The sequence below is a fragment of the Sphingomonas sp. R-74633 genome (genome assembly GCF_013416555.1).
Taxonomy (GTDB): domain Bacteria; phylum Pseudomonadota; class Alphaproteobacteria; order Sphingomonadales; family Sphingomonadaceae; genus Sphingomonas.
In genome coordinates this window covers 43,408-70,169 of record NZ_JACCFG010000001.1, presented here as the reverse complement: position 1 = coordinate 70,169, position 26,762 = coordinate 43,408, and the positions used below count along the sequence as shown (strand labels likewise).

The following is a 26,762-nucleotide window of genomic DNA, read 5'->3' as shown; positions in this document are numbered from 1 at the left end:
GTCCCCGCCTTTAGAACTGCTTCGACAGGCGAAGCTGCAGCGTGCCGGCCTTCTCACCCTGGCCGGTGCGCAGCCCGGTCTCGAAGTCGAACGACCAGCCGCCCTTCAATATGTCGAACCGCGCGCCCAGGCTAAGCTGGAGCTGCTCGCGCTTCCAGCCATTGCCGGTGAGCGCATAGGTCGCGGCACCCGGGATGTCGGCATAATCGAGCCACTGGGCATCGACATCGGCGAACTCATGGTTCCACTCAGCGCGGACGCGCGGCGTGACCGAACCGAAGCTCATCTTCTGGCGATACTGGAAGCGGGCGCCGATCGTACCGGTGATCGAGCTGACCTGACGGGCATCGAAGCGCAGATTGTACCGCCCTGCCCCGCTCTCGGTATAGGCCTTGAGATCGGCATCCATATATTCGCCGCGGCCGTAGATCGACCATTGCAGGCCGCCATTGCTGCGATCGATGCCGAGCGAGATGCCCGCCACCGTATAGTTGCCGTCGCGGCTGCCGCGTGCCGTGGCATCCACCGCCGCGGCGATGCGCCGGGTGGTGAAGTCGAGCTGGCCGCGGCCGATCACGCCATCGATGAAGGCACCCTGGGCCGGCTGGAGGCTGGCATAGGCGGCATAGAGCGTGCTGGTGCCGCGCACCTGCGCGCCCGAGCCGATCCGGCTGAGGTCATTGCCATAGCCGCCGCCCAGGCCGACGACGATCCCGTCGCCGAGCTTGATGTCGGCACCGGCGCTGAGACCGGCGGTGGTTGCCGTCACCTTGGTGCGGTCGGTGGTCTTGTCGCGCGTGCCGATGTCGATCGCGCCGCCCGCCCAGGTCGCCACCGAACCGGTGCGGCGGGTGCCATCCTCGTTCGTTTCCGCGGCCTGATAGGGTGCGTCCGCAGCCGAAGTCGTGCCGCCCGCCGTGGTCATCGTCCGGGCGTAGCCGAGCTTGTCCCCGCGCGAGAGCGGCGACTGCGGATCATTGGCGAACTGGCCGATCGCCGGATCCTCACCCGAAATCCGCATCCGCTCGGTGATCGCAAGGCCCCAATCCCGGTCGTCGGGGCGCTGCATTCCGCCATAGCCGTCGCGCGAGACGAGCGTCACGCCCATCGCCATGCCGGCCTGGCCGCCGCCATTATGGAGCTGCTCGGTGCGCCGCATGAAGTTGGACACCTGCGCGCGGGCGAAGCGGCGGGTCGCTTCGGACTGGGCATCGCTGATCGCGCCAACGTTCGGATCGTTGCGCGGATCGGGGCGCGCCTGGACGGTGAGCGTGACCGTGGACGGCAGCGAGGCGCCGTAGAGGTTGCTCAGCGTATAGGTGACCACGATCGTGCCGCCGAAGCGGTTGTTCGGCGTCACGTCGAGGCGATAGCCCCCGCCTGCCGCGACGATCGCGGTGGTGGCTGCGCTGGCCGGCGAGACGCTGACCACGGTCGCTCCGGTGAACGGACCGCGCTGCGCCCCGTCGGTGAGCATCACCGAGACCATCTGGCCGTCACCCGTGGTTGCCGTCTTGGCGACGGGGACCGGCACCTGGCCGACCACGGTGATCGACACTGTGCCAGGCGCGGAGGTGCCGCCCGGGCCGACCGCCACGAAGGTGAAGCTGTCGGTACCGGCATAGTTCACCGCCGGGGTGTAGGTCGCGATGATCGGGCTGGCCGGGGCAGCATCGCCCTTGGCCGGCGTATTGGGCGTGCCGCCGCTCAGCGTTACGGTGCCGTGCGCCGGCGGCGTCTGGATCTGGATCGTGTCATAGACGCCGGTGACCAGCGCCGACAGGTCGATATTGACGCTGGTACCCGCCGTGGTGGTGCTGCCCGCGACCGAGCCGGTGCCCGGCGCCGCGACCGGCGGCGGCGGCGTGGCGACCGTCAGGCTCACCGTCGCCGCGGCGGAGGTGCCGCCCGGGCCGGTGACGGTGTAGGCGAAGCTGTCCGCCCCGAAATAGCCGGCGGTCGGCTTGTAGGTGACGACATCGCCGCTGACCGTGGTGGTGCCGTGCGTCGGCGCCGTGGCGACCGTCAGCGCGCTGTGCACCCCGGTGATCGACGGGGCCAGATCGATGGCGGTGCCGGCGCTGTTATAGCCGACGGAGACACCGCTCTTGGCGGCCGCGACCGGCGCCGCGGGCGTCGCCACCGTCACGCTCACCGTCGAGGCGGCGGAGGTGCCGCCCGGGCCGGTGGCCGTGTAGGTGAAGCTGTCCGCGCCATAATAGGTCGCCGCCGGGGTGTAGGTCACGACCTCACCCGCGATGGTCACCGTGCCGTGCGCCGGCGCCGTGCCGATCGCGATCGCGGAACGCACGCCGGTGATCGAACCCGACAGGTCGATCGCCGTGCCCGCGCTGGCATAGGGCACCGCGACGCCGCTCTTGTCCGCCGTTACCGGCGCCGGCGGGAGCGCCACGCTCAGCGAGACTGTCGCGGGGGCCGAGGTGCCGCCCGGGCCGGTCGCAGTGAAGGTGAAGCTGTCCGCGCCATAATAGGTCGCCGGGTTCGGCGTGTAGGTCACGACATCGCCGGCAATCGCCACCGTGCCATGCGCCGGCGCCGTGCCGATCGCGATTGCCGTATGGACGCCGGTGACCGAGCCCGACAGATCGATCGCCGTGCCGGTGCTCGCATAGGGCACTGCCACGCCGCTCTTGTCGGCCGCGACCGGCGCCGCCGGGGTGGCCACCGTCAGGCTTACCGTCGCCGCGAGCGAGCTGCCGCCAGGACCGGTCGCCGTGAAGGTGAAGCTGTCCGGGCCGAAATAGCCCGTGGCCGGCGTGTAGGTGACGACGTCACCCGCGACGGTCACCGTGCCATGCGAGGGCGTGCTGGTGGCGATGCTGGCGTGGACGCCGGTGATCGAGCCGGACAGGTCGATCGCGGTACCGGCGCTGTTATAGGCAACCGCGACGCCGCTCCTGTTCGACGCGACTGGTGCAGCGGGCGTCGCCACGGTCAGGTTGACCGTCGAGACGTTCGACGTGCCGCCCGGGCCGGTCGCGGTGTAGGTGAAGCTGTCCGCGCCATAATAGCTGGCCGCCGGAGTGTAGGTCACCACATCGCCGGCGATCGTAACGCTGCCATGCGCCGGCGTCGTGCCGATCGCGATGGTCGCGTGAACGCCGGTGATCGAGGCCGTCAGGTCGATCGCCGTGCCCGCGCTTGCATAGGGCACTGCCACGCCCGGCTTGTCCGCCGTGACTGGGGCCGCCGGCGTCGCCACCGTCAGCGATACGGTAGCGGGCGCCGAAGTGCCGCCGGGGCCGGTGGCCGTGTAGGTGAAGCTGTCCGCGCCATAATAGCCGGCCGCCGGAGTGTAGGTGACGACGTCGCCCGCGATGCTCACCGTGCCGTTTGCCGGCGTGCTGGTCGCGATGCTGGTATGAACGCCGGTGATCGAGGCAGTGAGATCAATCGCTGTGCCGGTGCTGGCATAGGGCACCGCGACGCCGGTCTTGTTGGCGACGCTCGGCGCAGGCGGGTTCCCGACCGTCACAGTCACCGTGGCCGGGGGCGAAGTGCCGCCAGGACCGGTTGCCGTGTAGGTGAAGCTGTCCAGCCCGAAATAGCCGGTCGTCGGCGTGTAGGTGACCACGTCGTTCGTGATGGTCACCGTGCCGTGCGACGGTGTGCTGGTGGCGATACCGGTATGGACGCCGCTGATCGAGCCGGACAAGTCAATCGCCGTGCCCGCACTGTTATAGGGAACTGCGGCGCTCTGGGCGGCGACCGTCGGAGCTGCCGGGGTTGCCACCGTGAGGGTCACCGTACCCGTGTTCGATCCGCCCGTCCCGGTCGCGGTATAGTCGAAGCTGTCCGGCCCGAAATAGCCGGCGGTCGGGATATAGGTCACGTCGGTGCCCGCGATGGTGGCGGTGCCGTGCGTCGGGGTGGTGACGATGACGCTGGTATAGCTGCCGGTGATCGAGCTCGCCAGGTGGATCACCGTGCCGGGACTGTCATAGGCCACCGCCTGCGACACGGGCGGCGTGGTCGGCGGCGCGACGAAGGTGAAGATCGCCGCAGACCCCGTACTGGTCTCGTTGTTGACCTTGACCGTGATGGTTTGCGCGCCCGTGCCGACAGCCGGCGCGGTGACGGTGAGCGAGGTCGCGCTCGCGGCCGTGACGGCGCCGTTGCCCGCCGACCCGAAGGTCACGGTGTTGTTGCCCGGGGTGATGCTGAAGCCGGTGCCGCTGACCGTCACCACCTGGCCGACCGGCCCCGTGTTCGGCGACACGCCGGTCACCGTCGGCAGGACGGCAAAGCCGCTGCTGCTGGCCGCACCGGTGGGCGCATAGCCGCTCGGCGTGAAGCCGCCGAGCGAGAGGCCCGCCACCGAACCCGCGGTGACACCGGTATAGTCGATCGTGACGGTGCAGCTGCCCAGGCCGGGCACGCTGAAGCCGTTGAACTGGAAGTCGGCGCCGCTATCCGCTCCGCTTGCGCCGCAGGTGCCGCCCAACGCGCCGCGGCTGACCAGCGCCGAGCCGCTGAACAGTGGCGCGATGTTGGGCGAGGCCGAGGCATTGCCGTTGGTGAAGGTGATCGTCGCGGTCCCGGCCTGGCCGACGCCGATCGAGCTCGACGAGAAGCTGACCGTTACGCCGATCGCGCCCGCCGCGTTTACCGTGAAGCTCTGCTGGTCCTGCGTCGCCGGGTTCCAGTTGCTGTCGCCGGCCTGGTTGGCATTGACCACACAGGTACCGGTCGCATTGAAGGTGATCGTACCGCCCGAGAGCACGCAGCCGCTGCTGGCGCCATCCAGGGAGAGGGTTACCGGCAGCCCCGAGGAAGCCGTGACGGTCGGGGTGTAAGCAGCGCCGCCCACCGATGCGCCGATGGGAGCACTCGACTGGAAGGTGATCGTCTGGTTGGCCTTGGCGATGGTGCCCGACACGGTGGTTCCCGTGACGGTGACCGGTGTCCCCTGATGGTCGGTCGCCTGGATCGAGTAGCTGAAGCCGCCCGCGGTCGTCAGGCTGCCCGCAACCGTGCCCGTAGCGGGATCGAGAGTCGTGCCAGCTGGCAGGGCCCCGGACGCGATCGCATAGATGTAGGGCGTGAGACCGCCCGCGGCCTGATTCGTCTGGGTGTAGCTCGTGCCCACCGTCAATGCGCTGACAGGCGCGGTGACGGCGATCGTCAGAGTGGCTGGCGTCACCGTGAAGCTCTGCGAGACCTGCGGCGCTGCGCTATAGGCGGCGTTGCCGGCCTGGTCGGCAGTGATCGTGCAGGTGCCGATGGCGACAAGCGTCACCACATTGCCGCTGACGGTGCAGATCGACGTGGTGGTCGAGCCATAGGTCACCGCCAGGGTCGACGAGGCCGTGGCGGCGGTACCGCCCGTCAGCGTCAGCGTCGCGGCCGAGAGCGAGGTGTTGGGCAGCGGGCCGAAGGTGATCGTCTGGCTCGCCAGCGCGATCGCGATCGAATAGCTCTCGGTCGCGGTGAGGGCGCTGCCCCCGAAGGTCGCCGAATTGTCGGTCGCGGTCACATTGAAGTTGAAAGTACCCGCTGCGGTCGGCGTGCCGGAGAGCGCGCCGCCGGCCGACAAGGTGGTGCCGGGCGGCAGCGTGCCGGTCGAGCCATAGGTATAGGGTGAAGTACCCCCGCTCGCGGTGAAGCTCTGCGAATAGGCGGTCATCGCCGTGCCGCCGGGCAGTGTCCCGGACGCGGGCGAGAGCGTCACCGGCGCGATATAGGTATAGCTGCTCGACGCGGTACCGCCGACGGTGGTTACCACGACGGTCGCCGGCCCGACGGCATGCGCCGGCGCGACGAAGGAGAAGCTCGAACCGGTATTGCCACTGGTCGCAACCGCGCCGCCATCGACCGTCAGCGTTGCGCCGGTGAGGTTGGCGCCGTTGACGGTCACCGTGTTGCCGCCCGCGATCGGGCCGCCGCTCGGCGACAGCGAGCCGATCGACGGACCCGAGGCGACGGTGAAGTTGCGGACTGCATCGGTCGAGGGATTGGTGAGCGCGTCACGGGCGCGGACGGTGGCGCTATGCCCGCCGACCGCGAGGCCGGTGGCGTTGTAGCTCCAGCTCGTGCCGGTCACCGACGCGGCGAGGAAGCCGCCGGCGTCGATCTTGACCTCGACCGTGGTGCCCGCCTCGGTGGTGCCGGTCAGCGTCACGTTGCTGCCGGTGCTCGCACCTTCGGTCGGCGAGGTCACGACCGGCGCGGCCGGACCCGTGGTGTCGATGTCGAACGCGACCGCGCCCGAGCTGCCGGACGTGACCGTCGACAGAGTCTGGGTGACCGACACGGTGTAGCTGCCGTCCGAACGGGCCGTCGGCGTATAGGTCCAGGCGCCGCCGCCATTGGCGGTGATCGCGCTGGTGCTCAGCGACGACGGGCCGGTGAGCGTCAGGTTGATCGTCGCGTTCGGCGCCGCGGTGCCAGTGAAGGTCGGCGTGTTGTCATTGCTCGGCGTGGTCACCGCGTTGACGGTCGGCGTCAGCACATAGGTGAAGCTCTGCGTGCCACTGGTGCCCGCGCTCGACGCGACACTGACGGTGATCGTGCTGCCCGCACCGGTTGCGCCCGCCAGCGCCGCGGTCGGCACGGTGAGCGTGATCGAGGTGTCGCTGGCGATCGTGAAGGCCCCGCCACTGAGGGTCGCCGCGCCGAAATTCACCTGCGTCGCGTTGGTGAAGTCCGAGCCGGTGAGCGTCAGCGTACTCGCGCTGCCGCCGCCCGTGGTGCTGCCCACGCCATTGGCGACGGAGGCCGAGAGCGAGGTAAGCGTCGGCACCGGCGTCGCGCGGGTGACCGTGACGGTATAGTCCTTGGTGGTCACGCCGTCCGGCGCGGTGACGTGCACGACGACCGGATTGGTACCGACCGCAAGGCCGATCGCGCCCGACGGATTGCCCGAGGTAACGCCGACGGTGTTGACCGTCACGGTCGAGCCCGCGGCATTGACCGTCGGCGTGGCGGTGACCGAGGTCACGTTGCTCGCAACGCTGGTCGTGTAGCTGATCGTGCCCGAAGCGAAGCTGGGGGTCAGCGTGAGCGTCGTCGCGCCGTTCTTGATCGCGAGCGCTGACAGCGTCGCGTCATTCGACAGGATGTTGAAGCTCACCGGCTTGTTCGACGCCGTGAAGGCCGGGTTGGACTGGTCGGTGACGTCGACGCCGAAGTTCACCGTGCCCCCTCCCGGCGGCGTGCCGGTGAGCGTGCAGTTCGAATTCACCGTCAGCCAGGCCGGCGGCGCGGTGGCGCCGGGCGCGCAGGTGCGCGTGCCGAAACCGCCCGTCGTGTCGATGGTATAGCCGCTGAGCGGCGCGCCTGCCGCCGCACCGGTGCCGGAAACGCTCGCCGTGAGCACCGGATCGGCCACCGTGATCGTCACGGTCGCCGGCGAAGCGGAAACGGTCGTGCCGTCCGACGCGACTGCGCGATAAGTGAAGCTGTCGGCGCCGTGATAGCCGGCGGTCGGCGTGTAGATCAGCACCTTGCCCGCGGCATTCGCACCGTTCGCCACATTGAGCGTGCCGTGCGTCGGCGCAGTCGCCGGACTGACGAAGCTGGCGTTCGCCACCGAGGCGGTCAGGTCGATATTGGTCGGAACCGCCGGCGAACCATTGCTGTAGGCCGCGTTCGCGCTAGCCGCGGAGGCGGTGGGCGCCGGCGTGGCCACGGTGATCGCACCCGATGTGCCCGTGATCGAGCCCGTCACCGTATCGGTCGCAGTGATCGTCCGCGAGCCGACGGTGTTGAGCGTAGCCGAGAAAGTGCCGGTGCCGCTGGTCAGCGTGGAGTTTGCAGGCAGCACCGCCGCGCCATCGCTGGAGGTGAAATGCACCGTGCCCGCATAAGCAGGCGTGGTATTGCCGGCGGCGTCCTTCGCCGTCACGACAAGCGTGTTGAACGCGACTCCCGCCGTCGCCGTTGAAGGCGCCGTGACAGTGAATTGCGTGGTCGCGCCGGGTGTGATGTTGAACGCCGAGCTGGTGTCCGGACTGAGCCCGGCCGAGGCAGCCGACAGCGTGTAGCCGTTGCCGGACTTGTTGATGCTCAGCCCGGGGAAGGTCGCCACGCCGGCCACTGCGTTCACCGTGCTGGTGCCGGCCAGCGTGCCGGAAGCCGGATTGTTGGCGATCGCGAGCGTGACGGCCGCGGTGCTGGTCGTCAGGGTACCGCCCGCATCGAGGATACGGACGGTGATCGACGGGCTGATCGCCGCATTGGCGACAGTCGAGGTCGGCTGCTGGACGAAATCGAGCTGCGTCGCCGGGCCGGAGGCCGACACACAGGTCATCTGATAATCGATGTCCGCGTTGAGATTGGTTCCCGAACGGAGGAAACGAAGACCGATCTCGGTATCGCTGGCGCCGACGACATAGCTCACAGTGCCACCGCTCGACGTCAGGGTGCTGGTGCCACCTGCATATTCCACCGTGCTCGCCCCATTGCTGGCGGCGTGGAGGATGCTGACATTATAGGTGCCGGTGCCCGAATAGGAATTCACATCCACATTCAGGTTGATCGTGTCGCCGGCGGCAAAGGTATAGGTCGTCGTGCCGTCGGGGACCAGCGTCGAGGCCCAGTTACCCCCGACGTTGCTGTCGGCGGTCTGCGCGGACGTGCGAACGATGCTGTAGGAATTCTGGTTCGCGTTCTTGAACTTCAGCCCCGAGGTCAGCGTACCTGCGGCATAGGTCGCGCTTCCCTGGAAATAGACTGAATTGCTGTTGATCGCGTCGCAGCCCGTCGATGCCTGGGCCGCGGGAACCGCGATGCCGAAGAGCAGCAGCAGCGCCAGTTGCGCGACAGCCCTGGGGTTGGGACGAGGGGTAGCTGCAGCGCCAAATCCCCGTCGAGCGCTCGACGCGACGGATCGAATGGCGTTGCCAAGCATACAAAGCGCTGGAATTGCACCGATATGCATCAAATTGCCCCCAAAATCCCCCCACGCCCATCGCGAGTCGCGTGAGCGTATATCGTCGGGAAACTAGGGCATTTTTCTTTCAGGGCAAGGACAGTTCATGCGCAAGCGGCTGTGAGAACTGTCTTTATTCGAAGCAGGCCGCTCTTTACTCGAATTGCACCATTTCCGACTGAATTCATTGCCATCCCGACACGATGAACATACTCTGCACTGCCGCAGGTTTTCGCGGCAGGTAGATCGGTTAATCTAGATTTAGTTAGCATCGTCTCGGAGATCGCGAACGCGGATGGGTCACTCCTTCCGCGGCGGGCGGCTTGTGCCCGTTGTCGACTGCCGCTTGCACAGCTGGGAGGGATATTCATGGAAGCCTATATGGGAGTGGTCATGTATTTCGGCGGCAATTTCGCGCCGAAGAACTTTCAGATGTGCATGGGGCAATTGCTCTCGATCTCACAGAGCTCGGCATTGTTTGCCATTCTCGGTACGACCTTCGGCGGCAATGGCATGCAGACGTTCCAGCTGCCGCATCTCGGCGGACGCGCGGCGCTCGGCACCGGCCAGGCCCCCGGGGTCGGTCACAATTATCAGATTGGCGAAATCTCGGGCACCGAGAATGTGACGCTGAACACCAGCCAGATGCCCGCCCATGTGCACAGCGTGTCGATCCCCTATACGCTGCAGGCCTGCACTGGCGTTGCGGCTGCCGACGAGAGCGCCGATCCGATCGCGGGCGGTTGCCTGGCATCGGTGCAGGACGCGGACGGCAAGAGCTCGCCGGTGATCTACGCGCCGGCAGGCTCGGGCACGCCGGTCAACCTCGCGGGCGGCACGATCGCAGGCTCGACCGGCCCGGCCGGCCAGAACCTGCCGTTCTCGATCATGCAGCCCTATCTGGGCCTGACCGCGATCATCTGCACGGCGGGCCTCTTCCCCTCGCGCAACTGATCCGCACCGGCAACGAACATCGGGCCGCGCCGCTCCTGCTAGCAGCGCGGCCCGTAGTTTTTCGGACCTCCGCCGAAAGCACGCCTTAGTTGAAGCTCGCCTGGTAGATGCGCATGTTGGGCAGAGGCGGCAGCTGCGAGATGACGATGGTGTGCGGTCCGCCGCGTCCGCAGTCGAACTCATAGCCCATGTCGAGCAGATAGACCTTCAGCGGCGAGGAGAAGAACAGCGAGAAGGGCTGGCGAAAGTCCAGACCGGCGCCGAGGCGCGGGCTGAGCTCGATCCGGTCCAGCGTGACCTCCGTCGGCTCCGGTACGGTATTGACGCGGACCTTGCGGCCGACCCAGGGTTGGAATTCTTCGGGCCCGAGCAATCGCATGTATTCTTCCTCCCCCTTCCGCGCACTTCATGGCCGTCCAGCCCTGCGGACCCGCATCCTGCCGGGTTCAGCCCCGGGCGGGAAGCCAGTCCGCGCCACTTCGGGGCAAATGACTGGAGAATATCGCTGATGGAGCGCGTCGCCCTTCCGCCTTTCCCGAGGCCAAGGCCGCTGCCGCCGCTGGACCTGCCTGGCATCGCACTGCCGCAGGCCGACGCCAGCCATTTGCCGCTGTTCGCCGGTCTTCACGCCGCCTCACGCGCCGCCGACCTGCTGCTCGCGCCCTGGTCGCAGGTGGAGAAGCGCGCCTTTCTCGACCAGCAATTCGTGTTGCAGCATCGGCACTATGTCGTCGCGCACTCGAAGGGCGATTTCCGCGCGGTGACGCAGGCCGGCACGCCGATCGGCCGCTTCTACTTCAACCGGCACGAGCCCTTATGGGTGCTGATCGACATATTGCTGGCGGTCCCGGCGCAAGGCAGCGGCATCGGGAGCGCGCTGGTCGGCTGGCTGCAGCGCGCCGCCGCTGACGCGGGCGCCGAGGGCGTGCGGCTGAGCGTGATGCACAACAATCCTCGCGCCCGCGCGCTCTATCTGCGGCTGGGTTTCGCTGACCATGGCGAGCCCACCGCGATCAACCAGGGCATGATCTGGCGGCCGTGAGCCAGCCTATTCGACAGTGACCGACTTCGCCAGGTTGCGCGGCTGATCGACATCGGTGCCCTTGGCCACGGCCACATGATAGGCGAGCAGCTGCACCGGCACCGCATAGACCAGCGGCGCGATCAGCGGGTGGACCTTGGGCATGGTGATCGTCGCGACGCAGCCCTCGCCCGCCGCTTCGATCCCGTCATAGTCCGAGATCAGGATCACCTTGCCACCGCGCGCCTGCACTTCCTGCATGTTGCTGACGGTCTTCTCGAAGAGCGGACCCGAGGGGGCGATCACGATCACCGGCACGGCATCGTCGATCAGCGCGATCGGGCCATGCTTCATCTCGCCGGCGGCATAGCCCTCGGCATGGATATAGCTGATTTCCTTGAGCTTCAGCGCGCCTTCCAGCGCCAGCGGATAATCGGTGCCGCGGCCGAGATAGAGCACGTCGCGCGCCGCGGCGACGACGCCGGACATCGCCTGGATCGCCTCGTCATAGGCGAGCGCGGCGTTGAGTGCCGCCGGGGCCTCCGCGAGATGCTTGACCAGCGCCTTCTCCTCGGCGTCGGACAGCTTGCCCTTCGCCTTGGCGAGATTGGCGGCAAGCGCGGCGAGCACTGCGAGCTGGCAGGTGAACGCCTTGGTCGAGGCGACGCCGATCTCCGGGCCGGCGTGGGTGGGCAGCAGCAAGTCCGCCTCGCGCGCCATCGAGCTGGTGGGGACGTTGACCACCGCGGCGATCGTCTGGCCCTCGGCGCGGGCGTGGCGGAGTGCGGCAAGCGTGTCGGCGGTTTCTCCCGACTGGCTGATGACGATCATCAGGCCGCCCTCTTCCATCACCGGCGCGCGGTAGCGGAACTCGCTGGCGACATCGAGGTCGACGGCGACGCGGGCGAACTGCTCGAACCAGTATTTGGCGACCATGCCGGCGTAGAAGCTGGTGCCGCAGGCGACGATGGTGACGCGCTTGATCGCGGAGAGATCGAAGTCCGGGATCGGCAGCGTGACCTGCTCTTCCATGCGCTGCAGGTAGGAGCGCAGCGTCTGGGCGACGACGATCGGCTGCTCGTAGATCTCCTTGAGCATGTAATGCCGATGATTGCCCTTGGAGACGAGCTCGCCGGTGACGCCCGAGATGGTGATCGGGCGCTCGACGGGGTTGTTGTCCTTGTCGAAGATCTGGGCGCCGTCCCGGGTAATGACGACCCAGTCGCCTTCCTCGAGATAGGCGATGCGCTGGGTCAGCGGCGCGAGCGCGAGGGCATCGGAGCCGAGATAGGTCTCGCCCTCACCATAGCCGACGACCAGCGGCGAACCGAGGCGGGCGCCGACGAGCAGATCGGGATGCTGGCGGAACAGGATGGCGAGCGCAAAGGCGCCGTGCAGGCGCGGCAGCACTTCGGCGACCGCCTCGGCCGGGGCCATGCCGGCCTCGACCTTCTCGCTCACCAGATGCGCGACGACTTCGGTGTCGGTCTCGCTCTCGAAGGTGCGGCCGCGGGCGAGCAGCTCGTCGCGCAGCGCCTTGAAATTCTCGATGATGCCGTTGTGGACCAGCGCGACTTCGCCGGTGGCGTGCGGGTGGGCGTTGTTCGTGGTGGGGCCGCCATGCGTGGCCCAGCGGGTGTGGGCGATGCCGGTGGTGCCGGGCAGCGGATTGGCCGCCAGCTCCTTGCCGAGATTGACCAGCTTGCCCGAGGCGCGGCGGCGCTCGATCCGGCCCTCGACATCGGTGGCGATGCCGGCCGAGTCATAGCCGCGATATTCGAGCCGCTTGAGCCCGTCATACAGCCGCTCTGCGACGTCTTCCTTGCCGACGATCCCGACGATTCCGCACATGCTTTTGGTATTCCTGCTTGAGCCCGGCGATCAGCCGAGGATTTCGATCTGGTCGATGCTGTCGACCGCAATACGCGTCTGGAAATGCGAGCCGACGGGCACACGGCGGGCAACGCCCTTCACGCGCACGCGCTTGCCGACGAGCACATCTTCCGCATGCCCACCAAGCTTGTCCTTGAGCGCATTTCGCGCCGTGGTGTGCAGCTCGATGGTGAGGTTGCCGGGATCGCGATAATCGGCCGCCGAGTTGAGATAGGCGCTGAACCCGCCCGCGCCGGCCGAAGCGACGACGAACTCGAAGATGCCGGTGACGTCGCCGGCCTTGGCCGCGGCAATGGTCTCGGCCGGGCCCATCACCGCCTGCGCAAACGCAGGCGTGGAGAGCGTCAGGGCGAGCATCGCAACCATGGACCGCATGCGCATCACTTCTTGCCTTCCTTCAGGGCCTTCATCTTCTCGCGGAAGCTCCGCGCCCAGCCCGGCTTCACCTGCTGCTCGGCCCGGGTGATCCCCAATGCATTGGCCTCGACATCGCGGGTAACCACCGAACCGGCGCCCACGATCGCGCCGTCGCCGATGGTGACGGGCGCGACCAGGGCGCTGTTACTACCTACAAAAGCGCCGTTACCGATCACCGTCCGGTACTTTAAAAATCCGTCATAATTGCAGGTGATCGTGCCGGCGCCGATGTTCGCCCCGGCGCCGACGGTGGCGTCGCCGATATAGCTGAGGTGGTTGACCTTGGCGCCCGGACCGATCTGCGCCTTCTTGGTCTCGACGAAATTGCCGACCTTGGCGCCCTGTTCCAGCTTCGTGCCGGGGCGCAGCCGGGCATAGGGACCGACATCGGCGCCCGACAGGATCTCGGCGCCCTCGATATGGCAGAAGGCGTGGATGGTGACGCGGTCGGCGACGCTGACGCCCGGGCCGAACACGACATTGGGCTCGATCGTCACATCGCGGCCGAGCTGGGTGTCATGGGCGAACCACACCGTCCCGGGCGCGATCAGCGTCGCCCCCTCAACCATCGCGCGGGTGCGGCGGCGCTGCTGCCACTCATATTCGAGCCCGGCCAGTTCGCCGCGGCTGTTGACCCCGGCGACTTCGATCGCGTCGGTCTCGACGCCGACCGAGAAGCGCCCTTCCTGGGCGGCAAGCTCGACCAGGTCGGTGAGGTAATATTCGCCGGCGGCGTTCTCGTTCTTCAGCTGGGCGAGCAGGCGGAACAGGTCCGAGGAGCGCACCGCCATCAGGCCGGAATTGCACAGCGTGACCGCGCGCTCTTCGGGGCTCGCGTCCTTATATTCGACGATCTTGTCGAGCCGGCCGTCGGCGCCGACGATCACCCGGCCATAGGCGCCAAGGTCCGCCGGGCGGAAGCCGAGCACAACCACGCTGGGGCCACCCTCGCCGTGCAGCGCGTCGAGCATCCGGCGCATCGTCTCGGGCGTGACCAAAGGCACGTCGCCATAGAGGATCAGGACGTCGCCCTCGAAGCCGGTCAGCGCTGCCTCCGCCATACGGACGGCATGGCCGGTGCCGAGCTGCTCGGCCTGTTCGGCGGTCTCGACGCCAAGCGGGTGGACCGCGGCCTCGACCTGCTCCTTGCCCGCGCCGACCACCACGACTTCGCGCTCGGCACCCAGTGCCTTCACGCTGTCGATCAGATGGAGCAGCATCGGCCGCCCGGCGATGGGATGGAGCACCTTGTGGGTGTCGGACTTCATCCGCGTGCCCTTGCCGGCCGCGAGGATGATTGCTGCGATCGGTGCCGTCATTGTCCCTCCGTCGCTCGCCCCCTGCCACGATAACCTTGCCAATTCCATAGCCCTGCTGGCAGGCAGCACCGCGATGGCTGATTTCCCTTTCGATATCGTCGGGTTCGACCTGGACGGCACGCTGATCGACACCAGCGCGGACCTGCTCGGCGCAACCAATCACGCGCTCGGCTTGGCCAGGCGGTCGCTGCTCGACAGTGCCGCGGTGATGACGATGGTGGGGCGCGGCGCCAAGCATATGCTCGAGCAGGCGCTCGAGGCATCGGGCGGCTATGACGCAGCGCTGATGGCGCGGGTCTATCCGGCGCTGCTCGATTGGTACCGCGACCATGTCTGCGACCATTCGCGCCCCTTCCCGGGCATGATCGAGGCACTGGATGCGCTGGCGGCCAGGGGCGTGACGCTGGGAATTGTCACCAACAAGTTCGAGTATCTGGCAGTGAAGCTGATCGACGAACTCGGGCTCAGCGCGCGCTTCGCCACGATCATCGGGGGCGACACGATGGGCAAGGGCAACGCCAAGCCCTCCGCCTTGCCGATCGAGGAGATGATCCGGCGCTGCGGCGGCGGGCGCGCGGCGTTCGTCGGCGATTCGATCTACGACGTGCTCGCCGCGAAGAATGCCGGGGTGCCGAGCATTGTCGTCAGCTTCGGCTTCCTCTCGCAGCCGGTCGAGGAACTGGGCGCCGACGCCGTGATCGACAGCTTCGCCGAACTGGTGCCGGCGCTGGAAAAGCTCGGCGGCTAGATCAGCGCATCCGAATTGACGTGATAGCCGGCGAGCTGCGCCTTGCCGGCCACGATCCGATAGACGAACTGCTCCTGCGCGGCGCCATGCTCATATTGCGCTTCCTGATTGAGCACGATGAAGTGTGCGCCATTGTTGAAATTGTCGTTCCAGCCGACCGTCTTGGCGCTGCGGAACTTGCCGAGCTTCGTGTGCACGACATCGAGCAGCTTGAGCCATTTGTCCTGCGCGGTTGCACCGCGCAGCTCCGACGCGCCCTGCTGCCAGCTTTCGGCGAACTTGCCGGCATCAAGCTGCCGGTGGAAATGGGCCACGGCCGCCTCGGCAACCGGCACATCCTTGCCGATTGAACATGCCGACAGCGCTAGCGCAGCCGCCAGAATTACCAGAACCCGCATCACACCCCTTCCCCCGTTTCGCGCCGAAGCTGCCAGCACGCGGCGGCGGTGTCGACGGGAATTAGCTCCGATTCTTGAGCTGGTGGAGCAGGATCGCATTGCCTTCGCTGTCCTGGATCACGCGCATCCGGCAGACCGGCGAATGGATCAGGTCGGTCTTGAAGGTGACGCCCTTTCCTTCGAGATCGGCGCAGAGCGCGTCGAGATCCTCGACTTCGAAGGCGATCGTGCCGCCGGCATCGGAGGCAGGCTTGTCGCCGGTGACGGTGGTGAGCGCGAGGCAGCCGCCGCCGGGGAGGTCATATTCCACCCAAGGAATGCCATAGTCGGTGCTGCTCTCCGGCAGGCCGAGCGTCTGCTCATAAAAGGCACGGGCGCGGTCGAGATCGAGGACCGGGTACATGGTGAAAGCGACCTTGCGGAACATCGGACCTCTCCTGTCGAACGCCGCGAGAGTACCCTCGGAAATCCTACATAACAAGAATTTGTTCTCGTTATGTTTCATGCCGTTAGCCGACGGAGCGGTAGCCCTTGCGGTATTTGGTCCAGAGGTGCCGGGCGAGCATCAGCGGCGGCATGCGCAGCCAGTGGGAGCGGATGTAGAAGGCCTGGCGAAGGAGCCTGCGGGTCTGGCGGCCCCAGCCGTCGCGCGCCGTCAGGCGGCGGAGATAGAGGCGGTCGAGCGGGGTCACGCGCTGCCATTCAGAGGGGACCTCGGTGCCGTAGAGGGCGTGGCTGAGGCGGGCGGCGCGGGCCATCTCGGCGGCCAGGCCGTGGTGGCGGGCGCGCTCTGCCAGGCCGTCCACCCCTCCATCCTGTACCAGACAGTGAAAGTCCCAAAGGTTGCGCATCCCGCCGGCCAGATCGCCGTCCGCCAGGAGGTGGGCGACGGCGTGAACAAGCATGTCCGAACGCGAAAGGTGGCGCAGGCCGTTTTCGAGCGGCTCGCTGGCGGCGAGCAGCGCCGGTGCATCGGGGGTGATCCGGGCGGTCAGCGGGAGGATCGTGTGGTGGACGTCGATCATCCGGTCGCGCTCGCGGTGGATGAGCGGGGGCAGCTCGTGCATCCAGCGGCGATAATAGGCATCGTCATAGGGATCGGGCTTCACCCATTCCCAGCCGGCGGCGAGCAACGCGACTTCCACCTCGTCGATGCGGTCGCGGGGGACCAGGATGTCGAGATCGCCGATGTTGCGGCCCACGGAGGGCGAAAGCCCGGCGGCGGCGAAGGCTGTGCCCTTGAGCAGCACCACCGGCACCTCGAGCGGAGCGAGCGCGCGGCGGGCCATTTCGGCTTCCCACAGCGCCGCCAGCCGCACCTGTTCGGCCGAGGCAATGGCATCGTCGACCAGACGCTCGATCTGAACGGGTAGCGCCAGGCCTTGCAGCCGGTGCGCGAGCGTGCCGGCCATCTGCTCCGCCCTCGCGACGGCGAAGAGTTCGGTCCATTCGCGTGCGGAGAAGGCGATCACAAGCGACGGGTCGCGCAGGACATGCGCAAGGCGCCAGCCGGGGGTCATGCCAGCGACTCCACGAGGGCGATGCCAGCTTCGGTGTCTGGATAGTCTATTGCGCGCGACGGAACGGCCTGGACGAGCCGGGTCAGCGCATCGAAGCCGCGCTCGGCAAGGTGGACATAGTTGGTCGAGGCCTGGGTCAGGCGGACGAACGCTTCACTTGGGGGAACAGGACGTTCCGCTGTCTCGAAGCCGAAGCGCGGGAAGAGCAGCAGCGCCGGTTCGGCAGGCTCGGCCATCGCCGCAACCGCGCGGGCGTCGGGGACGATGTGGCGGATGTCGCCCTTGGGGGTGCCGCGAAGCAGCGGGCCGAAGCGGGCGTCGGGCATCGCCGCCTGTGCGACGGTGATCGCTTCGTTCTTGAGGCTGATCAGGCGGGGAAAGGCGTGGGCCAGGCCGGTGACGGGGTCGATCAACACGAACTCATCGCCCATCAGCCGCCAGCCGCGCGCCATCAGCAGAGCCGCGAGCGTGGATTTGCCGGCACCCGAGATGCCGGTCATCAGCACTGCCTTGCCGTTCCGTTCCACTGCAGACGCATGGAGCAGCAGATAGCGGCGCTGGGCGAGCGCCATCTGGAGGTTCATCCCCATTTCGGCTGCGAGCAGCCCCTGAGCGAGCGGCAGCGGCGCGGCATCGGGAATCGTGAAGTCGCCGCCGATATGGACCGAGGGGCGGAGATATTTGCGCCACGGCCGGGCGGCGAAGAGGTGGACGTTGAAGTCCGGGATCTCGGGCTTCGGATAGTCGCGGTAGAGATCGTCGAGCGCGGCTATGGGCGCGCGCCAGTCGCTGCCGATGCGGAAGGCGGCGGGGCCGATCTGGAGACGGGTGACGTGCCTCACAGCCGCTCCACCAGCCCGGCGGCGACCAGCTCGTCGAGGCGGACGGCGAGCGCCATCGGGTCGGCGTCGAGCAGGTCATAGCGTTCGGAGAGGCGCGCGAGCAGCTGGGCGACCGAGAGCGCATCGGCGGCGAGCGCCTCGAGCATCTCGGGCACCGGCGCGTCCACGACATGGGTGATGCCCGAGGCGCGGTGGTAGATCAGGGTGAGCGCGTCGAGCGGGACGATGCGGAGGGTTTCGGGCGGCGCGGCGCGGTAGGTGGTCATGCCGACGCCCCAAACTCAACCGTCACCCCGGACTTGTTCCGGGGTCCACCGGGAGGCGCGTGCAAGGCAAGAGGCGGAAGCGCAGCATGGGAGGCACAGTGGACCCCGGCACAAGGCCGGGGTGACGAAGAAGGGATAGCGTTGACCTGCGACATGCGATCCCAGCTAGCGCCGGGATGACGAACTGCCCTCGTCACGGCGCTCAGCCGCGCGGCATCTGCAGCGAGGCGAAGCAGGTGAAGCCGCTGGTGCCCGATTGCAGGCGGCGGATGTAGTTGGTGTAGGCGCGGCTCTGTTCGTAGCTGGTGCCGGGCAAGGTGCCGCCGTTCAGCGCATTCTTGACGTCGGCAGCCTTGAACGGGGTGCCGGCGGCGGGGAAGGCACCCTGGGTGCCGGCGGGCACGAGCTTGCCGTCGGCCGCGATATATTGGCCGGCGCGGCCCGGATCGGGGACCGGGATCTCGCAGTTCATCACCGAGGCACTGGTCTGCGCCAGCGCCGGGCGGATCGAGACGATCGCCGACGCGCTCGCGGCGCCGAGCATCAGTGCGCGGCGGCTTGCGTTCGGACCCTGGTTTTCGTCTGCCATAATGTCTTCTCCTGCGCCCCGCCCTCTTTCGCAATCGTAAATCGACGGTGATAGAAGCACGGCAGGCCCGTTGCCGCTGGCGCGCCTCGCCCCTAGAAGGGCGGCGAATGCCCTATTCTTCCGGTATCAAGGCGCTTGTGGCGCTCGGCATCGTCGCCGCGGGCGCGCTGGCGGGGCTGTTGCTCAACGGCGACGTGCAGACGAGCCTGGTCATGCTGGTGTGCGGCGTCGCGGCCGTGCTGGTGGCGACCGCAGGCGGCGATCCCGCCGGGCCGCTCGACACCGCTCCCGCCGTCGCAGAGGGCCCGGGCATCGCCGAAGTGCTCGAGGCCATCGCAGAGCCGGTGCTGCTGATCGCAGAGCGCCGGGTGATCGCCGCCAACAGCGCCGCCCGCACGCTGCTGGGCGAGCATATCATCGGCGAGGATGTGCGCGTCGCCATCCGCCACCCCGCCGCCGCCGAGGCGCTGCTCGAGCCGGGCAACCAGGAGCCTGCCGCGCCGATCCACCTCGTTGGGCTGGGCACGCGCGAGCAGCGCTGGGAGATGCGGGTGCAGACGCTGAGCGACGGCCGCCGCATCGTCCATCTGAGCGACCATACCGGCAGCTACGCCACCGAGCGCATCCGCGTCGACTTCGTCGCCAATGCCAGCCACGAGCTGCGCACCCCCCTCGCCTCCCTGCTCGGCTATGTCGAGACGCTGGAGGACGGCGCGGGCGACGATCCCGGGCTGCGCGACCGCTTCCTCAAGATCATGCACGGCGAGGCGCGGCGGATGCAGCGGCTGATCGACGACCTGATCTCGCTGAGCCGGATCGAAGCGGAGAAATATCGCGCGCCGGACAACCCCGTGGCGCTGGACGAGCTGATCGACGAAGTGTGCCTGGAGCTTTCGGGCGCGCCGCGCGCGGCGGACGTGGTGACCGAGATCGCCGAGACGCTGCCGGTGCGCGGCGATGCCTCGCAGCTGAGCCAGCTGCTCCACAACGTCATCGGCAATGCGATGAAGTATGGGCGCGAGGGCACGCCGATCCTCGTCAGCCTGGTGCCAGAGGGCGATTCGATGGTCCGGCTGAGCGTGACCGACCAGGGCGACGGCATCCCCCCCGAGCATCTGCCGCGGCTGACCGAGCGTTTCTACCGCGTCGATCCGGGCCGCAGCCGGACGATCGGCGGCACCGGGCTGGGGCTTTCGATCGTCAAGCATATCGTCGAGCGGCACCGCGGGCGCTTCGACATTGCCAGCGCCGTCGGCAAGGGAACGACGGTCACCGCGCTGCTTCCCGTGATCGCTGTCATAAAGACGTAACCGTACTGAAACAGAGCCGGGCCGAGCCGCAGGGTGATTCTCGCCCAATGCCGGTTCCCGGGAGACGTGACCATTTTCGGCAGGCTTGCACTCGTGGCGACCGCGCTGACGCTGACTGCCTGCAACGGCAACAGCGCGCGGGAGATCCGCGTGGTCGGCTCGTCGACGGTCTATCCCTTCACCACCGCCGTGGCCGAAGCCTTCGTCAACCAGGGCAGCGGGCACCGCGCGCCGGTGGTCGAATCGATCGGCACCGGGGCGGGGCTGAAGCGCTTCTGCGAGGGCGTGGGCTGGCAATTCCCCGACATCGCCAACGCATCGCGGCGGATCAAGAAGAGCGAATATGCCGAGTGCCAGCGCAACCAGGTCGGCGAGATCATGGAAGTGCAGATCGGCATCGACGGCGTCGCGCTGGCCGAGGCCAATAACGGCCCGAAGCTGACGCTGACCAAGAAGGACGTCTATCTGGCGCTGGCCGCGCATCCGTTCGGCAAGGACAGCAATCCGGCGCGGACCTGGCGCGACGTGAACCCGAGCCTGCCCGCGATCCCGATCCAGGTGATGGGGCCCCCCTCGACCAGCGGCACGCGTGACGCGCTGGTCGAGCTCGTGCTCGAGCCGGGCTGCGCCGAGGCCGATCCGGCCGCGCATGCGATGAAGGCGGCGAAGGACACCAGCCCCTATGACAATCGCTGCAAGCGCATCCGCGACGACGGGCCCTATATCGACAAGGGCGAGAACGATAATTTGATCGTCCAGGGCCTGGCGCAGAACCCCAATGCGATCGGCGTGTTCGGCTATTCCTATCTCGAGGAGAATGCCGACCGGCTGCACGGCGTGCCGATCGAGGGCGTGGCGCCGAGCTATGCGACGATCGCCAGCGGCGCCTATCCGGGCGCGCGGCCGCTGTTCCTCTATGTGAAGAAGCGCCATCTGCGCGCGGTGCCGGGGCTGAACGACTTCCTGGCGCTGTATGCCACGATGTGGAACCCGGGCGGCAAGCTGAGCCGGCGCGGGCTGATCGCGGCGCCCGACGCGGTGCGCGCACATTCGCTGGAGATCCTCAAGCAGCGCACTGCGCTCGATCCGGCCGGGCTGCACTGATGAACCCGCTGGCGCTGCTCTTCCTGATCGCCGGGCTTGGCCTGATCGGCTGGCTGACCGGCCGCGCGCGCGCGCTGCGGATCGATCGCGGCGGGGCGAAGCGGCTCCATTCGCTGCCCTCGCAGCATGGCTGGTATGTCGCAACCTGGGCAGTGCTGCCGGCACTGCTGTTCGTCGCGATCTGGGCCTCGCTCTCGCCGGGGCTGGTGCGCAGCGCAGTGCTCGAGCATCCGGCCGCGGCACAGCTGCCGCAATTCGAGTTCGAGCGCGACGCGCTGCTCGCCGAGGCCAAGCGCGTGGCGGAGAATCCGCAGGATGCCCGCGCCTTCGATCCGGTCGCCCAGCAGCTCGCCGCCCCGACCCGTGCGGCCGAGACTCGCTACAACTGGATGGGCGGCACGATCGCGATCCTGCTTGCCTTCGCCTTTGGCCTGTTCGCCTGGTCGCGGGTGCGCGCGCAGCTCAAGGCGCGCAGCCAGGTCGAGCGGATCGTGATGACGATGCTGCTCGTCGCCTCGCTGATCGCGATCCTGACGACGTTGGGCATCTTCCTGTCGCTGCTGTGGGAATCGCTGCGCTTCTTCGAACAGGTGCCGCTGACCGACTTCCTGTTCGGCACGCACTGGAGCCCGCAGGTCATCGACACGGCGCATCCCGGCAAGTCGCTGGGTGCCGTGCCGTTGTTCTGGGGCACCTTCTTCATCGGCGCGGTGATCGCGATGCTGGTCGCCATCCCGTTCGGCCTGATGAGCGCGATCTACCTGACCCAGTACGCCGCGCCCCGCGTGCGCGCCTGGATGAAGCCGACGCTCGAGATGCTCGCGGGCGTGCCCACGGTGGTTTACGGCTATTTCGCCGCGCTGACCGTGGCGCCGGCGGTGCGCGACTTCGCGGTGATGCTCGGCATGCCCTTCGCTTCGTCCGAAAGCGCGCTGGCGGCGGGGCTGGTGATGGGGGTGATGATCATCCCGTTCGTCTCCTCGATGGCGGACGATTCGATCGCCGCGGTGCCCACCGCGATGCGCGACGGCAGCCTGGCGATGGGCGCGACGCACAGCGAGACGATCTCGCGGGTGCTGCTGCCCGCCGCGCTTCCCGGCGTGGTGGCGGGCGTACTGCTCGCCGTCAGTCGCGCGATCGGCGAGACGATGATCGTGGTGATGGCCGCCAGCGGCGCCGCCAATATCACGCTCAACCCCTTCGAGAGCGCCACGACGGTGACCAAGCAGATCGTCGACCTGCTGACCGGCGAGGCTGAGTTCGACAGCCCGAAGACGCTCGCGGCCTTCGCGCTTGGCCTCACGCTGTTCGTGATCACGCTGCTGCTCAACATCGTCGCGCTGCGCGTCGTGAAGAAATACCGGGAGGCCTATGAATAAGCCCGCTCCCGAGGCCGTGCGCGCGCCGACCGACTGGAAGACCGCGGCGATGCAGAAGCGCATCCGCCGCCGCTATGCGCGCGAGCGGCGCTTCAAGCTGTTCGGGATGATGGCGGTGATCCTGTCCGCCGCGTTCCTCGCCTTCCTGCTGTTCACCATGGTGACCAATGGCTGGCGCGGCTTCACCCGCACCGAGATCGCGCTGCCGCTCGATTTCCCGGCGATGGCGATGAAGATCGACCCGGCGCAACTCTCGACGCCGGGCGCCGACCTCGCGCTGGCGGGCGCCGAGCTGGAGGACAAGGTCTCCAATGCCGCACTCGCCGCCTATGGCCCGCAGGGCGTGCCTCTGCTGTCCGACGCGGCCTGGCTCAAGGTGCGCAACGCGCTGAAGGCCGATCCCTCGCTGCTCGGCCGCCGTACGACGCTGTGGGTGCCGGCATCGACCCAGATCGAGCAGGGGCTGCGCGGCAACGACACCGCCGCCGCGCCGCTCGCCCGCAAGCTGGGCGATGCGGGCAAGCTGCACACCGGGTTCAACACTGCCTTCTTCCACGAATCGGATTCGACCGATCCGGTGGCGGTGGGCATCTGGGGTGCGCTCAAGGGCTCGCTGCTGACCATGGCGGTGACCTTCCTGATCGCCTTCCCGGTGGGCGTGCTCTCGGCGATCTATCTCGAGGAATATGCCCCGAAGAACCGCTGGACCGACCTGATCGAGGTTTCGATCAACAATCTGGCAGCTGTGCCCTCGATCATCTTCGGCCTGCTCGGGCTCGCGGTGTTCCTCGGCTCGTGGAGCCTGTTCGGGATGCGCGTCGGGCCGCTGCTGCCGCGCTCGGCGGCGCTGGTCGGCGGCGTGACGCTGGCGCTGATGATCATGCCGGTCATCGTCATCGCCAGCCGCAACGCGATCAAGGGCGTGCCGCCCTCGATCCGCGACGCCGCGCTGGGCATCGGCGCGAGCCGGATCCAGGTGGTGTTCCACCATGTGCTGCCGCTCGCCATGCCGGGCATCCTGACCGGCACGATCATCGGCATGGCGCGTGCACTGGGCGAGACCGCGCCGCTGCTGCTGATCGGCATGCGCGCCTTCATCGTGACGCCGCCGGGCGGCCTGACCGACCCCGCCACGGTGCTGCCGGTCCAGATCTTCCTGTGGTCCGACGAAGTCAGCCGCGGCTTCGTCGAGAAGACCAGCGCCGCGATCCTCGTGCTGCTGGTGTTCCTGCTCGCCATGAACGGGCTCGCCATCTATCTTCGCAACAAGTTCGAGACCCGCTGGTAATGACCGACGCTGCCCCCCTCCCCGTCTCTGCGCACAAGATGTCGGCGCGGGGCGTCAGCGTCTCGTACGGCGACAAGCAGGCGATCCGCGACGTCTCGATCGATGTCGACATGGAGAATGTCACGGCATTCATCGGCCCGTCGGGCTGCGGCAAATCGACCTTCCTGCGCACGCTCAACCGGATGAACGACACCATCCCGACCGCGCGGGTGACCGGCGACATCACGCTGGACGGCGAGGACATCTACTCGTCGGCGATGGACGTGGTCCAGCTGCGCGCGCGCGTGGGCATGGTGTTCCAGAAGCCGAACCCGTTCCCCAAATCGATCTACGAGAATGTCGCCTACGGCCCGCGCATCCACGGCCTCGCTTCCTCGAAGAGTGCGATGGACGGGATCGTCGAGCAATCGCTGCGCCGCGCCGGCCTGTGGGACGAAGTGAAGGACCGGCTGAGCGACAGCGGTACCGCACTTTCGGGCGGCCAGCAGCAGCGTCTCTGCATCGCCCGCGCGATCGCCGTCGATCCCGAAGTGATCCTGATGGACGAGCCCTGCTCGGCGCTCGATCCGATCGCCACCGCCAAGATCGAGGAGCTGATCCACGAGCTGCGCGGGCGCTATGCGATCGTGATCGTCACGCACAACATGCAGCAGGCGGCGCGCGTCAGCCAGAAGACCGCCTTCTTCCATCTCGGCCAGCTGGTCGAATATGGCGACACCGACAACATCTTCACCGCGCCCAGGCAAGAGCGCACGAAGGACTATATCACCGGCCGGTACGGCTAGGAGCAGGCATGACAGGCAGCCAGGAACATACCGTCAAGGCGTTCGACCAGGACATTGGCCAGCTGCGCGCGCTGATCTCGCAGATGGGTGGGCTGGCCGAGCAGGCGATCGAGGACGCGATGCTGGCGCTCCAGCGCGGCGATGCCGAGCTCGCCAACGAAGTGCGCCTGAAGGACAAGCAGATCGACGCGATCGAGGCCGAGCTGGAAAAGCTCGTCGTCCGCGTCATCGCGCTGCGCGCGCCGATGGCGGACGATCTGCGCGAAGTGATCGCCGCGCTCAAGATCGCCGCGGTGATCGAGCGGATCGGCGATTACGCCAAGAACATCGCCAAGCGCGTGCCGCTGATCCATGCCGAGGGCGAGGAGCGGATCGAAGTCGTCTCGATCCTGCCGGCGATGGGCCAGCTCGCCGCCGACATGGTGCACGACGTGCTCGACGCCTATTCGGCGCGCGACCCGCAAGCGGCGGTGCGAATCTGCGCGCGCGACAATGCGCTCGACGATTTCTACGATTCGATCTTCCGTACCCTGGTGACCTACATGGTCGAGAATTCGAAGACGATCAGCCAGGTCGCGCACCTGCTGTTCGTCGCCAAGAACCTGGAGAGGATTGGCGATCACGCCACCAACGTGGCCGAGATGGTCTATTTCGCGGCGACAGGCGATTACATGGCCGAGCGCGAGACCGGCGAAGCCGAGACGAACTGAGCGAATTGGGGAAGAATATGGCCCGCGTGAAAATGCTTCTCGTCGAAGACGACGCCGCGATCGCGGAGCTCGTCGCCTATCACTTCAAGCGCGAAGACTATGAAGTGAAGCACACTCCGGACGGCGAGGAAGCCCTGCTCCTCGCCAAGGAGGCAACGCCCGACATCGTGCTGCTCGACTGGATGGTCGAGGGGCTGAGCGGCATCGAGGTCTGCCGGCGCCTGCGCCGCATGCCCGAGACCGCGAACGTGCCGATCATCATGCTCACCGCGCGCGGCGAGGAAGAGGACCGGGTACGCGGGCTCGAGACCGGCGCGGACGATTATGTCACCAAGCCTTTCTCCCCGCGCGAGCTGGTCGCCCGGGTCGGCGCAGTGTTGCGCCGCGTGCGCCCGGCATTGGCAGGCGAAGCGCTGATCTATTCGGACATCGAGATGGACACGGTGGGCCACAAGGTCCGCCGCGGCGGCGAGATCGTCCAGCTCGGGCCGACCGAGTTCCGGCTCTTAAAACATTTCCTCGAGCATCCGGGCTGGGTGTTCTCGCGCGAGCGGCTGCTCGACGCGGTATGGGGGCATGACAGCGACATCGAGAGCCGCACGGTGGACGTCCATATCCGCCGCCTGCGCAAGGCGATCAACCATGGCAACCGGCCGGACATCATCCGGACGGTGCGCTCGGCAGGATATGCGCTCGACGCGGGGAATTGAGGTCTAATTCCCCTCCCGCTTGCGGGAGGGGCCAGGGGAGGGCCTGAAGGGGTGGCGCGACACGCTTACCTCTCGCATGTCGTCCCCTCCCCCAACCCCTCCCGCAAGCGGGAGGGGAGCTTTGTGAACCCGATTTAACGAAACCATCCCTTTCCCTTCGCGTTGCTGGGTCCGGGCGTACTAAATGCGCCCGGTTCCAGGAGACGACCCCATGAAACTCCTTGCCCTGGCAGCCGCGATGACGCTCGTCACCGGCGCCGCCCATGCGCAGACCTCCGCCCAGAAGGCCGAGGCGCCGAGCAACAACGAAGCCACCAAGCTGGGCGGCTATGCGCCCTCCGGTCCGCTGTTCAGCACCGGCACCGCCCCGCCCCCGGGCACCCAGGTCGTGTTCGTGCCGAGCACCCAGACGCCGACCGAGGCCTTCCCGCCGCCGGCACCGAAGGACAGCTACCCGATCTGCAAGCGCGGCCAGTTCGACGGCTGCCGCCAGCGCGGCGGGCGCTGAGCCGAAGCTCCCCGTTTTCGGGACCGACTGTGCCGGGCGCGCAACGTTTCGCCCGGCACCGCGTTTCGAGTGGTGCGGGCGGGGGACGAATTTGAGAGGAAGCACCGC

At 67.7% G+C, this 26,762-nt stretch carries 22 protein-coding genes; 11 read left to right on the top strand and 11 right to left on the bottom strand.

The annotated features are described in order from the left end of the window. Window positions 1-10: 10 nt before the first annotated feature. Window positions 11-8,872 carry a tandem-95 repeat protein gene (locus HZY97_RS00275; RefSeq protein ID WP_180139161.1) on the bottom strand — a complete coding sequence of 2,954 codons (8,862 nt, stop codon included), beginning with the start codon at window positions 8,870-8,872 and terminating at the stop codon, window positions 11-13. A gap of 390 nt (window positions 8,873-9,262) precedes the next feature. Here HZY97_RS00275 and HZY97_RS00270 point away from each other — a divergent pair, with 390 nt between their 5' ends. Beyond that, the gene (locus tag HZY97_RS00270; RefSeq protein WP_218942837.1) at window positions 9,263-9,847 is read left to right on the top strand and encodes a phage tail protein; all 585 of its coding nucleotides are present in this window, start codon (window positions 9,263-9,265) and stop codon (window positions 9,845-9,847) included. 85 nt (window positions 9,848-9,932) lie between these two features. On the opposite strand, the gene HZY97_RS00265 is transcribed toward HZY97_RS00270, so the two are convergent. Next, window positions 9,933-10,226, bottom strand: coding sequence for a hypothetical protein (locus HZY97_RS00265; protein WP_180139158.1), 294 nt, complete (start codon window positions 10,224-10,226; stop codon window positions 9,933-9,935). Between the two features lie 129 nt (window positions 10,227-10,355). On the opposite strand from HZY97_RS00265, the gene HZY97_RS00260 reads away from it, so the two are divergent. Then, window positions 10,356-10,889, top strand: a complete 534-nt coding sequence (locus HZY97_RS00260) for a GNAT family N-acetyltransferase (RefSeq protein ID WP_180139156.1) — start codon at window positions 10,356-10,358, stop codon at window positions 10,887-10,889. 6 nt (window positions 10,890-10,895) lie between these two features. Here the strand turns inward: HZY97_RS00260 and glmS are convergent, their stop codons facing one another. The 3 genes from glmS to glmU are packed head-to-tail and all read right to left on the bottom strand — an operon-like array spanning window position 10,896 to window position 14,497. Beyond that, window positions 10,896-12,719: a glutamine--fructose-6-phosphate transaminase (isomerizing) gene (gene glmS, locus HZY97_RS00255; protein WP_180139153.1), complete on the bottom strand. Its 1,824-nt coding sequence runs from the start codon at window positions 12,717-12,719 to the stop codon at window positions 10,896-10,898. A gap of 30 nt (window positions 12,720-12,749) precedes the next feature. Continuing rightward, window positions 12,750-13,142: a hypothetical protein gene (locus tag HZY97_RS00250; protein WP_180139150.1), complete on the bottom strand. Its 393-nt coding sequence runs from the start codon at window positions 13,140-13,142 to the stop codon at window positions 12,750-12,752. Continuing rightward, window positions 13,142-14,497 (bottom strand): bifunctional UDP-N-acetylglucosamine diphosphorylase/glucosamine-1-phosphate N-acetyltransferase GlmU, encoded by a 1,356-nt coding sequence (gene glmU / locus HZY97_RS00245; protein ID WP_180139147.1) that lies wholly within the window; start codon window positions 14,495-14,497, stop codon window positions 13,142-13,144. The genes HZY97_RS00250 and glmU overlap by 1 nt, the downstream gene beginning before the upstream one ends. Before the next feature lie 73 nt (window positions 14,498-14,570). Between glmU and HZY97_RS00240 the strand changes: the two genes are divergently transcribed. Then, window positions 14,571-15,245, top strand: a complete 675-nt coding sequence (locus HZY97_RS00240; RefSeq protein WP_180139144.1) for an HAD-IA family hydrolase — start codon at window positions 14,571-14,573, stop codon at window positions 15,243-15,245. Here HZY97_RS00240 and HZY97_RS00235 read toward each other — a convergent pair. From HZY97_RS00235 to HZY97_RS00210, 6 genes are all read right to left on the bottom strand, one after another. After that, complete coding sequence (locus tag HZY97_RS00235) at window positions 15,242-15,643, bottom strand: DUF4019 domain-containing protein (RefSeq protein WP_180139142.1); 402 nt, start codon at window positions 15,641-15,643, stop codon at window positions 15,242-15,244. The genes HZY97_RS00240 and HZY97_RS00235 overlap by 4 nt on opposite strands. A 61-nt stretch (window positions 15,644-15,704) precedes the next feature. Beyond that, window positions 15,705-16,070, bottom strand: coding sequence for a VOC family protein (locus HZY97_RS00230; protein WP_180139139.1), 366 nt, complete (start codon window positions 16,068-16,070; stop codon window positions 15,705-15,707). 82 nt (window positions 16,071-16,152) lie between these two features. Then, window positions 16,153-17,163 carry a nucleotidyltransferase family protein gene (locus tag HZY97_RS00225; RefSeq protein WP_180139136.1) on the bottom strand — a complete coding sequence of 337 codons (1,011 nt, stop codon included), beginning with the start codon at window positions 17,161-17,163 and terminating at the stop codon, window positions 16,153-16,155. Continuing rightward, window positions 17,160-18,005: an HprK-related kinase A gene (locus HZY97_RS00220; RefSeq protein WP_180139133.1), complete on the bottom strand. Its 846-nt coding sequence runs from the start codon at window positions 18,003-18,005 to the stop codon at window positions 17,160-17,162. Before HZY97_RS00220 ends, HZY97_RS00225 begins: the two co-directional genes overlap by 4 nt. Further along, complete coding sequence (locus tag HZY97_RS00215; protein WP_180139130.1) at window positions 18,002-18,271, bottom strand: HPr-rel-A system PqqD family peptide chaperone; 270 nt, start codon at window positions 18,269-18,271, stop codon at window positions 18,002-18,004. The genes HZY97_RS00220 and HZY97_RS00215 overlap by 4 nt, the downstream gene beginning before the upstream one ends. Window positions 18,272-18,473: 202 nt before the next feature. Continuing rightward, window positions 18,474-18,860, bottom strand: a complete 387-nt coding sequence (locus tag HZY97_RS00210; protein WP_180139127.1) for a hypothetical protein — start codon at window positions 18,858-18,860, stop codon at window positions 18,474-18,476. 107 nt (window positions 18,861-18,967) lie between these two features. On the opposite strand from HZY97_RS00210, the gene HZY97_RS00205 reads away from it, so the two are divergent. From HZY97_RS00205 to HZY97_RS00170, 8 genes are all read left to right on the top strand, one after another. Next, complete coding sequence (locus HZY97_RS00205; protein WP_180139124.1) at window positions 18,968-20,170, top strand: ATP-binding protein; 1,203 nt, start codon at window positions 18,968-18,970, stop codon at window positions 20,168-20,170. Between the two features lie 66 nt (window positions 20,171-20,236). Next, window positions 20,237-21,274, top strand: coding sequence for a substrate-binding domain-containing protein (locus HZY97_RS00200; RefSeq protein ID WP_373684236.1), 1,038 nt, complete (start codon window positions 20,237-20,239; stop codon window positions 21,272-21,274). After that, window positions 21,274-22,653 (top strand): phosphate ABC transporter permease subunit PstC, encoded by a 1,380-nt coding sequence (gene pstC / locus HZY97_RS00195; RefSeq protein ID WP_180139122.1) that lies wholly within the window; start codon window positions 21,274-21,276, stop codon window positions 22,651-22,653. Before HZY97_RS00200 ends, pstC begins: the two co-directional genes overlap by 1 nt. Further along, window positions 22,646-23,941, top strand: coding sequence for a phosphate ABC transporter permease PstA (gene pstA, locus HZY97_RS00190; protein WP_257214830.1), 1,296 nt, complete (start codon window positions 22,646-22,648; stop codon window positions 23,939-23,941). The genes pstC and pstA overlap by 8 nt, the downstream gene beginning before the upstream one ends. Further along, on the top strand, window positions 23,941-24,726 hold the full coding sequence (pstB, locus tag HZY97_RS00185; protein WP_180139119.1) for a phosphate ABC transporter ATP-binding protein PstB: 786 nt from the start codon (window positions 23,941-23,943) through the stop codon (window positions 24,724-24,726). Before pstA ends, pstB begins: the two co-directional genes overlap by 1 nt. 8 nt (window positions 24,727-24,734) lie before the next feature. Then, the gene (phoU, locus tag HZY97_RS00180) at window positions 24,735-25,436 is read left to right on the top strand and encodes a phosphate signaling complex protein PhoU (protein WP_180139116.1); all 702 of its coding nucleotides are present in this window, start codon (window positions 24,735-24,737) and stop codon (window positions 25,434-25,436) included. A 17-nt stretch (window positions 25,437-25,453) separates the two neighbouring features. After that, the gene (gene phoB / locus HZY97_RS00175) at window positions 25,454-26,146 is read left to right on the top strand and encodes a phosphate regulon transcriptional regulator PhoB (RefSeq protein WP_180139113.1); all 693 of its coding nucleotides are present in this window, start codon (window positions 25,454-25,456) and stop codon (window positions 26,144-26,146) included. 211 nt (window positions 26,147-26,357) lie between these two features. Continuing rightward, entirely contained in the window at window positions 26,358-26,654 is a 297-nt protein-coding gene (locus HZY97_RS00170) for a hypothetical protein (RefSeq protein WP_180139098.1), read from the top strand. Window positions 26,655-26,762: the final 108 nt, after the last annotated feature.

Excerpts from the sequence above, each read along its gene's own strand:
- HZY97_RS00275 (WP_180139161.1), bottom strand. The coding sequence starts at position 8,872 with ATGCTTGGCAACGCCATTCGATCCGTCGCGTCGAGCGCTCGACGGGGA.
- HZY97_RS00270 (WP_218942837.1), top strand. The coding sequence starts at position 9,263 with ATGGAAGCCTATATGGGAGTGGTCATGTATTTCGGCGGCAATTTCGCG.
- HZY97_RS00265 (WP_180139158.1), bottom strand. The coding sequence starts at position 10,226 with ATGCGATTGCTCGGGCCCGAAGAATTCCAACCCTGGGTCGGCCGCAAG.
- HZY97_RS00260 (WP_180139156.1), top strand. The coding sequence starts at position 10,356 with ATGGAGCGCGTCGCCCTTCCGCCTTTCCCGAGGCCAAGGCCGCTGCCG.
- glmS (WP_180139153.1), bottom strand. The coding sequence starts at position 12,719 with ATGTGCGGAATCGTCGGGATCGTCGGCAAGGAAGACGTCGCAGAGCGG.
- HZY97_RS00250 (WP_180139150.1), bottom strand. The coding sequence starts at position 13,142 with ATGCGCATGCGGTCCATGGTTGCGATGCTCGCCCTGACGCTCTCCACG.
- glmU (WP_180139147.1), bottom strand. The coding sequence starts at position 14,497 with ATGACGGCACCGATCGCAGCAATCATCCTCGCGGCCGGCAAGGGCACG.
- HZY97_RS00240 (WP_180139144.1), top strand. The coding sequence starts at position 14,571 with ATGGCTGATTTCCCTTTCGATATCGTCGGGTTCGACCTGGACGGCACG.
- HZY97_RS00235 (WP_180139142.1), bottom strand. The coding sequence starts at position 15,643 with ATGCGGGTTCTGGTAATTCTGGCGGCTGCGCTAGCGCTGTCGGCATGT.
- HZY97_RS00230 (WP_180139139.1), bottom strand. The coding sequence starts at position 16,070 with ATGTTCCGCAAGGTCGCTTTCACCATGTACCCGGTCCTCGATCTCGAC.
- HZY97_RS00225 (WP_180139136.1), bottom strand. The coding sequence starts at position 17,163 with ATGACCCCCGGCTGGCGCCTTGCGCATGTCCTGCGCGACCCGTCGCTT.
- HZY97_RS00215 (WP_180139130.1), bottom strand. The coding sequence starts at position 18,271 with ATGACCACCTACCGCGCCGCGCCGCCCGAAACCCTCCGCATCGTCCCG.
- HZY97_RS00210 (WP_180139127.1), bottom strand. The coding sequence starts at position 18,860 with ATGGCAGACGAAAACCAGGGTCCGAACGCAAGCCGCCGCGCACTGATG.
- HZY97_RS00205 (WP_180139124.1), top strand. The coding sequence starts at position 18,968 with ATGCCCTATTCTTCCGGTATCAAGGCGCTTGTGGCGCTCGGCATCGTC.
- pstC (WP_180139122.1), top strand. The coding sequence starts at position 21,274 with ATGAACCCGCTGGCGCTGCTCTTCCTGATCGCCGGGCTTGGCCTGATC.
- pstA (WP_257214830.1), top strand. The coding sequence starts at position 22,646 with ATGAATAAGCCCGCTCCCGAGGCCGTGCGCGCGCCGACCGACTGGAAG.
- pstB (WP_180139119.1), top strand. The coding sequence starts at position 23,941 with ATGACCGACGCTGCCCCCCTCCCCGTCTCTGCGCACAAGATGTCGGCG.
- phoU (WP_180139116.1), top strand. The coding sequence starts at position 24,735 with ATGACAGGCAGCCAGGAACATACCGTCAAGGCGTTCGACCAGGACATT.
- phoB (WP_180139113.1), top strand. The coding sequence starts at position 25,454 with ATGGCCCGCGTGAAAATGCTTCTCGTCGAAGACGACGCCGCGATCGCG.
- HZY97_RS00170 (WP_180139098.1), top strand. The coding sequence starts at position 26,358 with ATGAAACTCCTTGCCCTGGCAGCCGCGATGACGCTCGTCACCGGCGCC.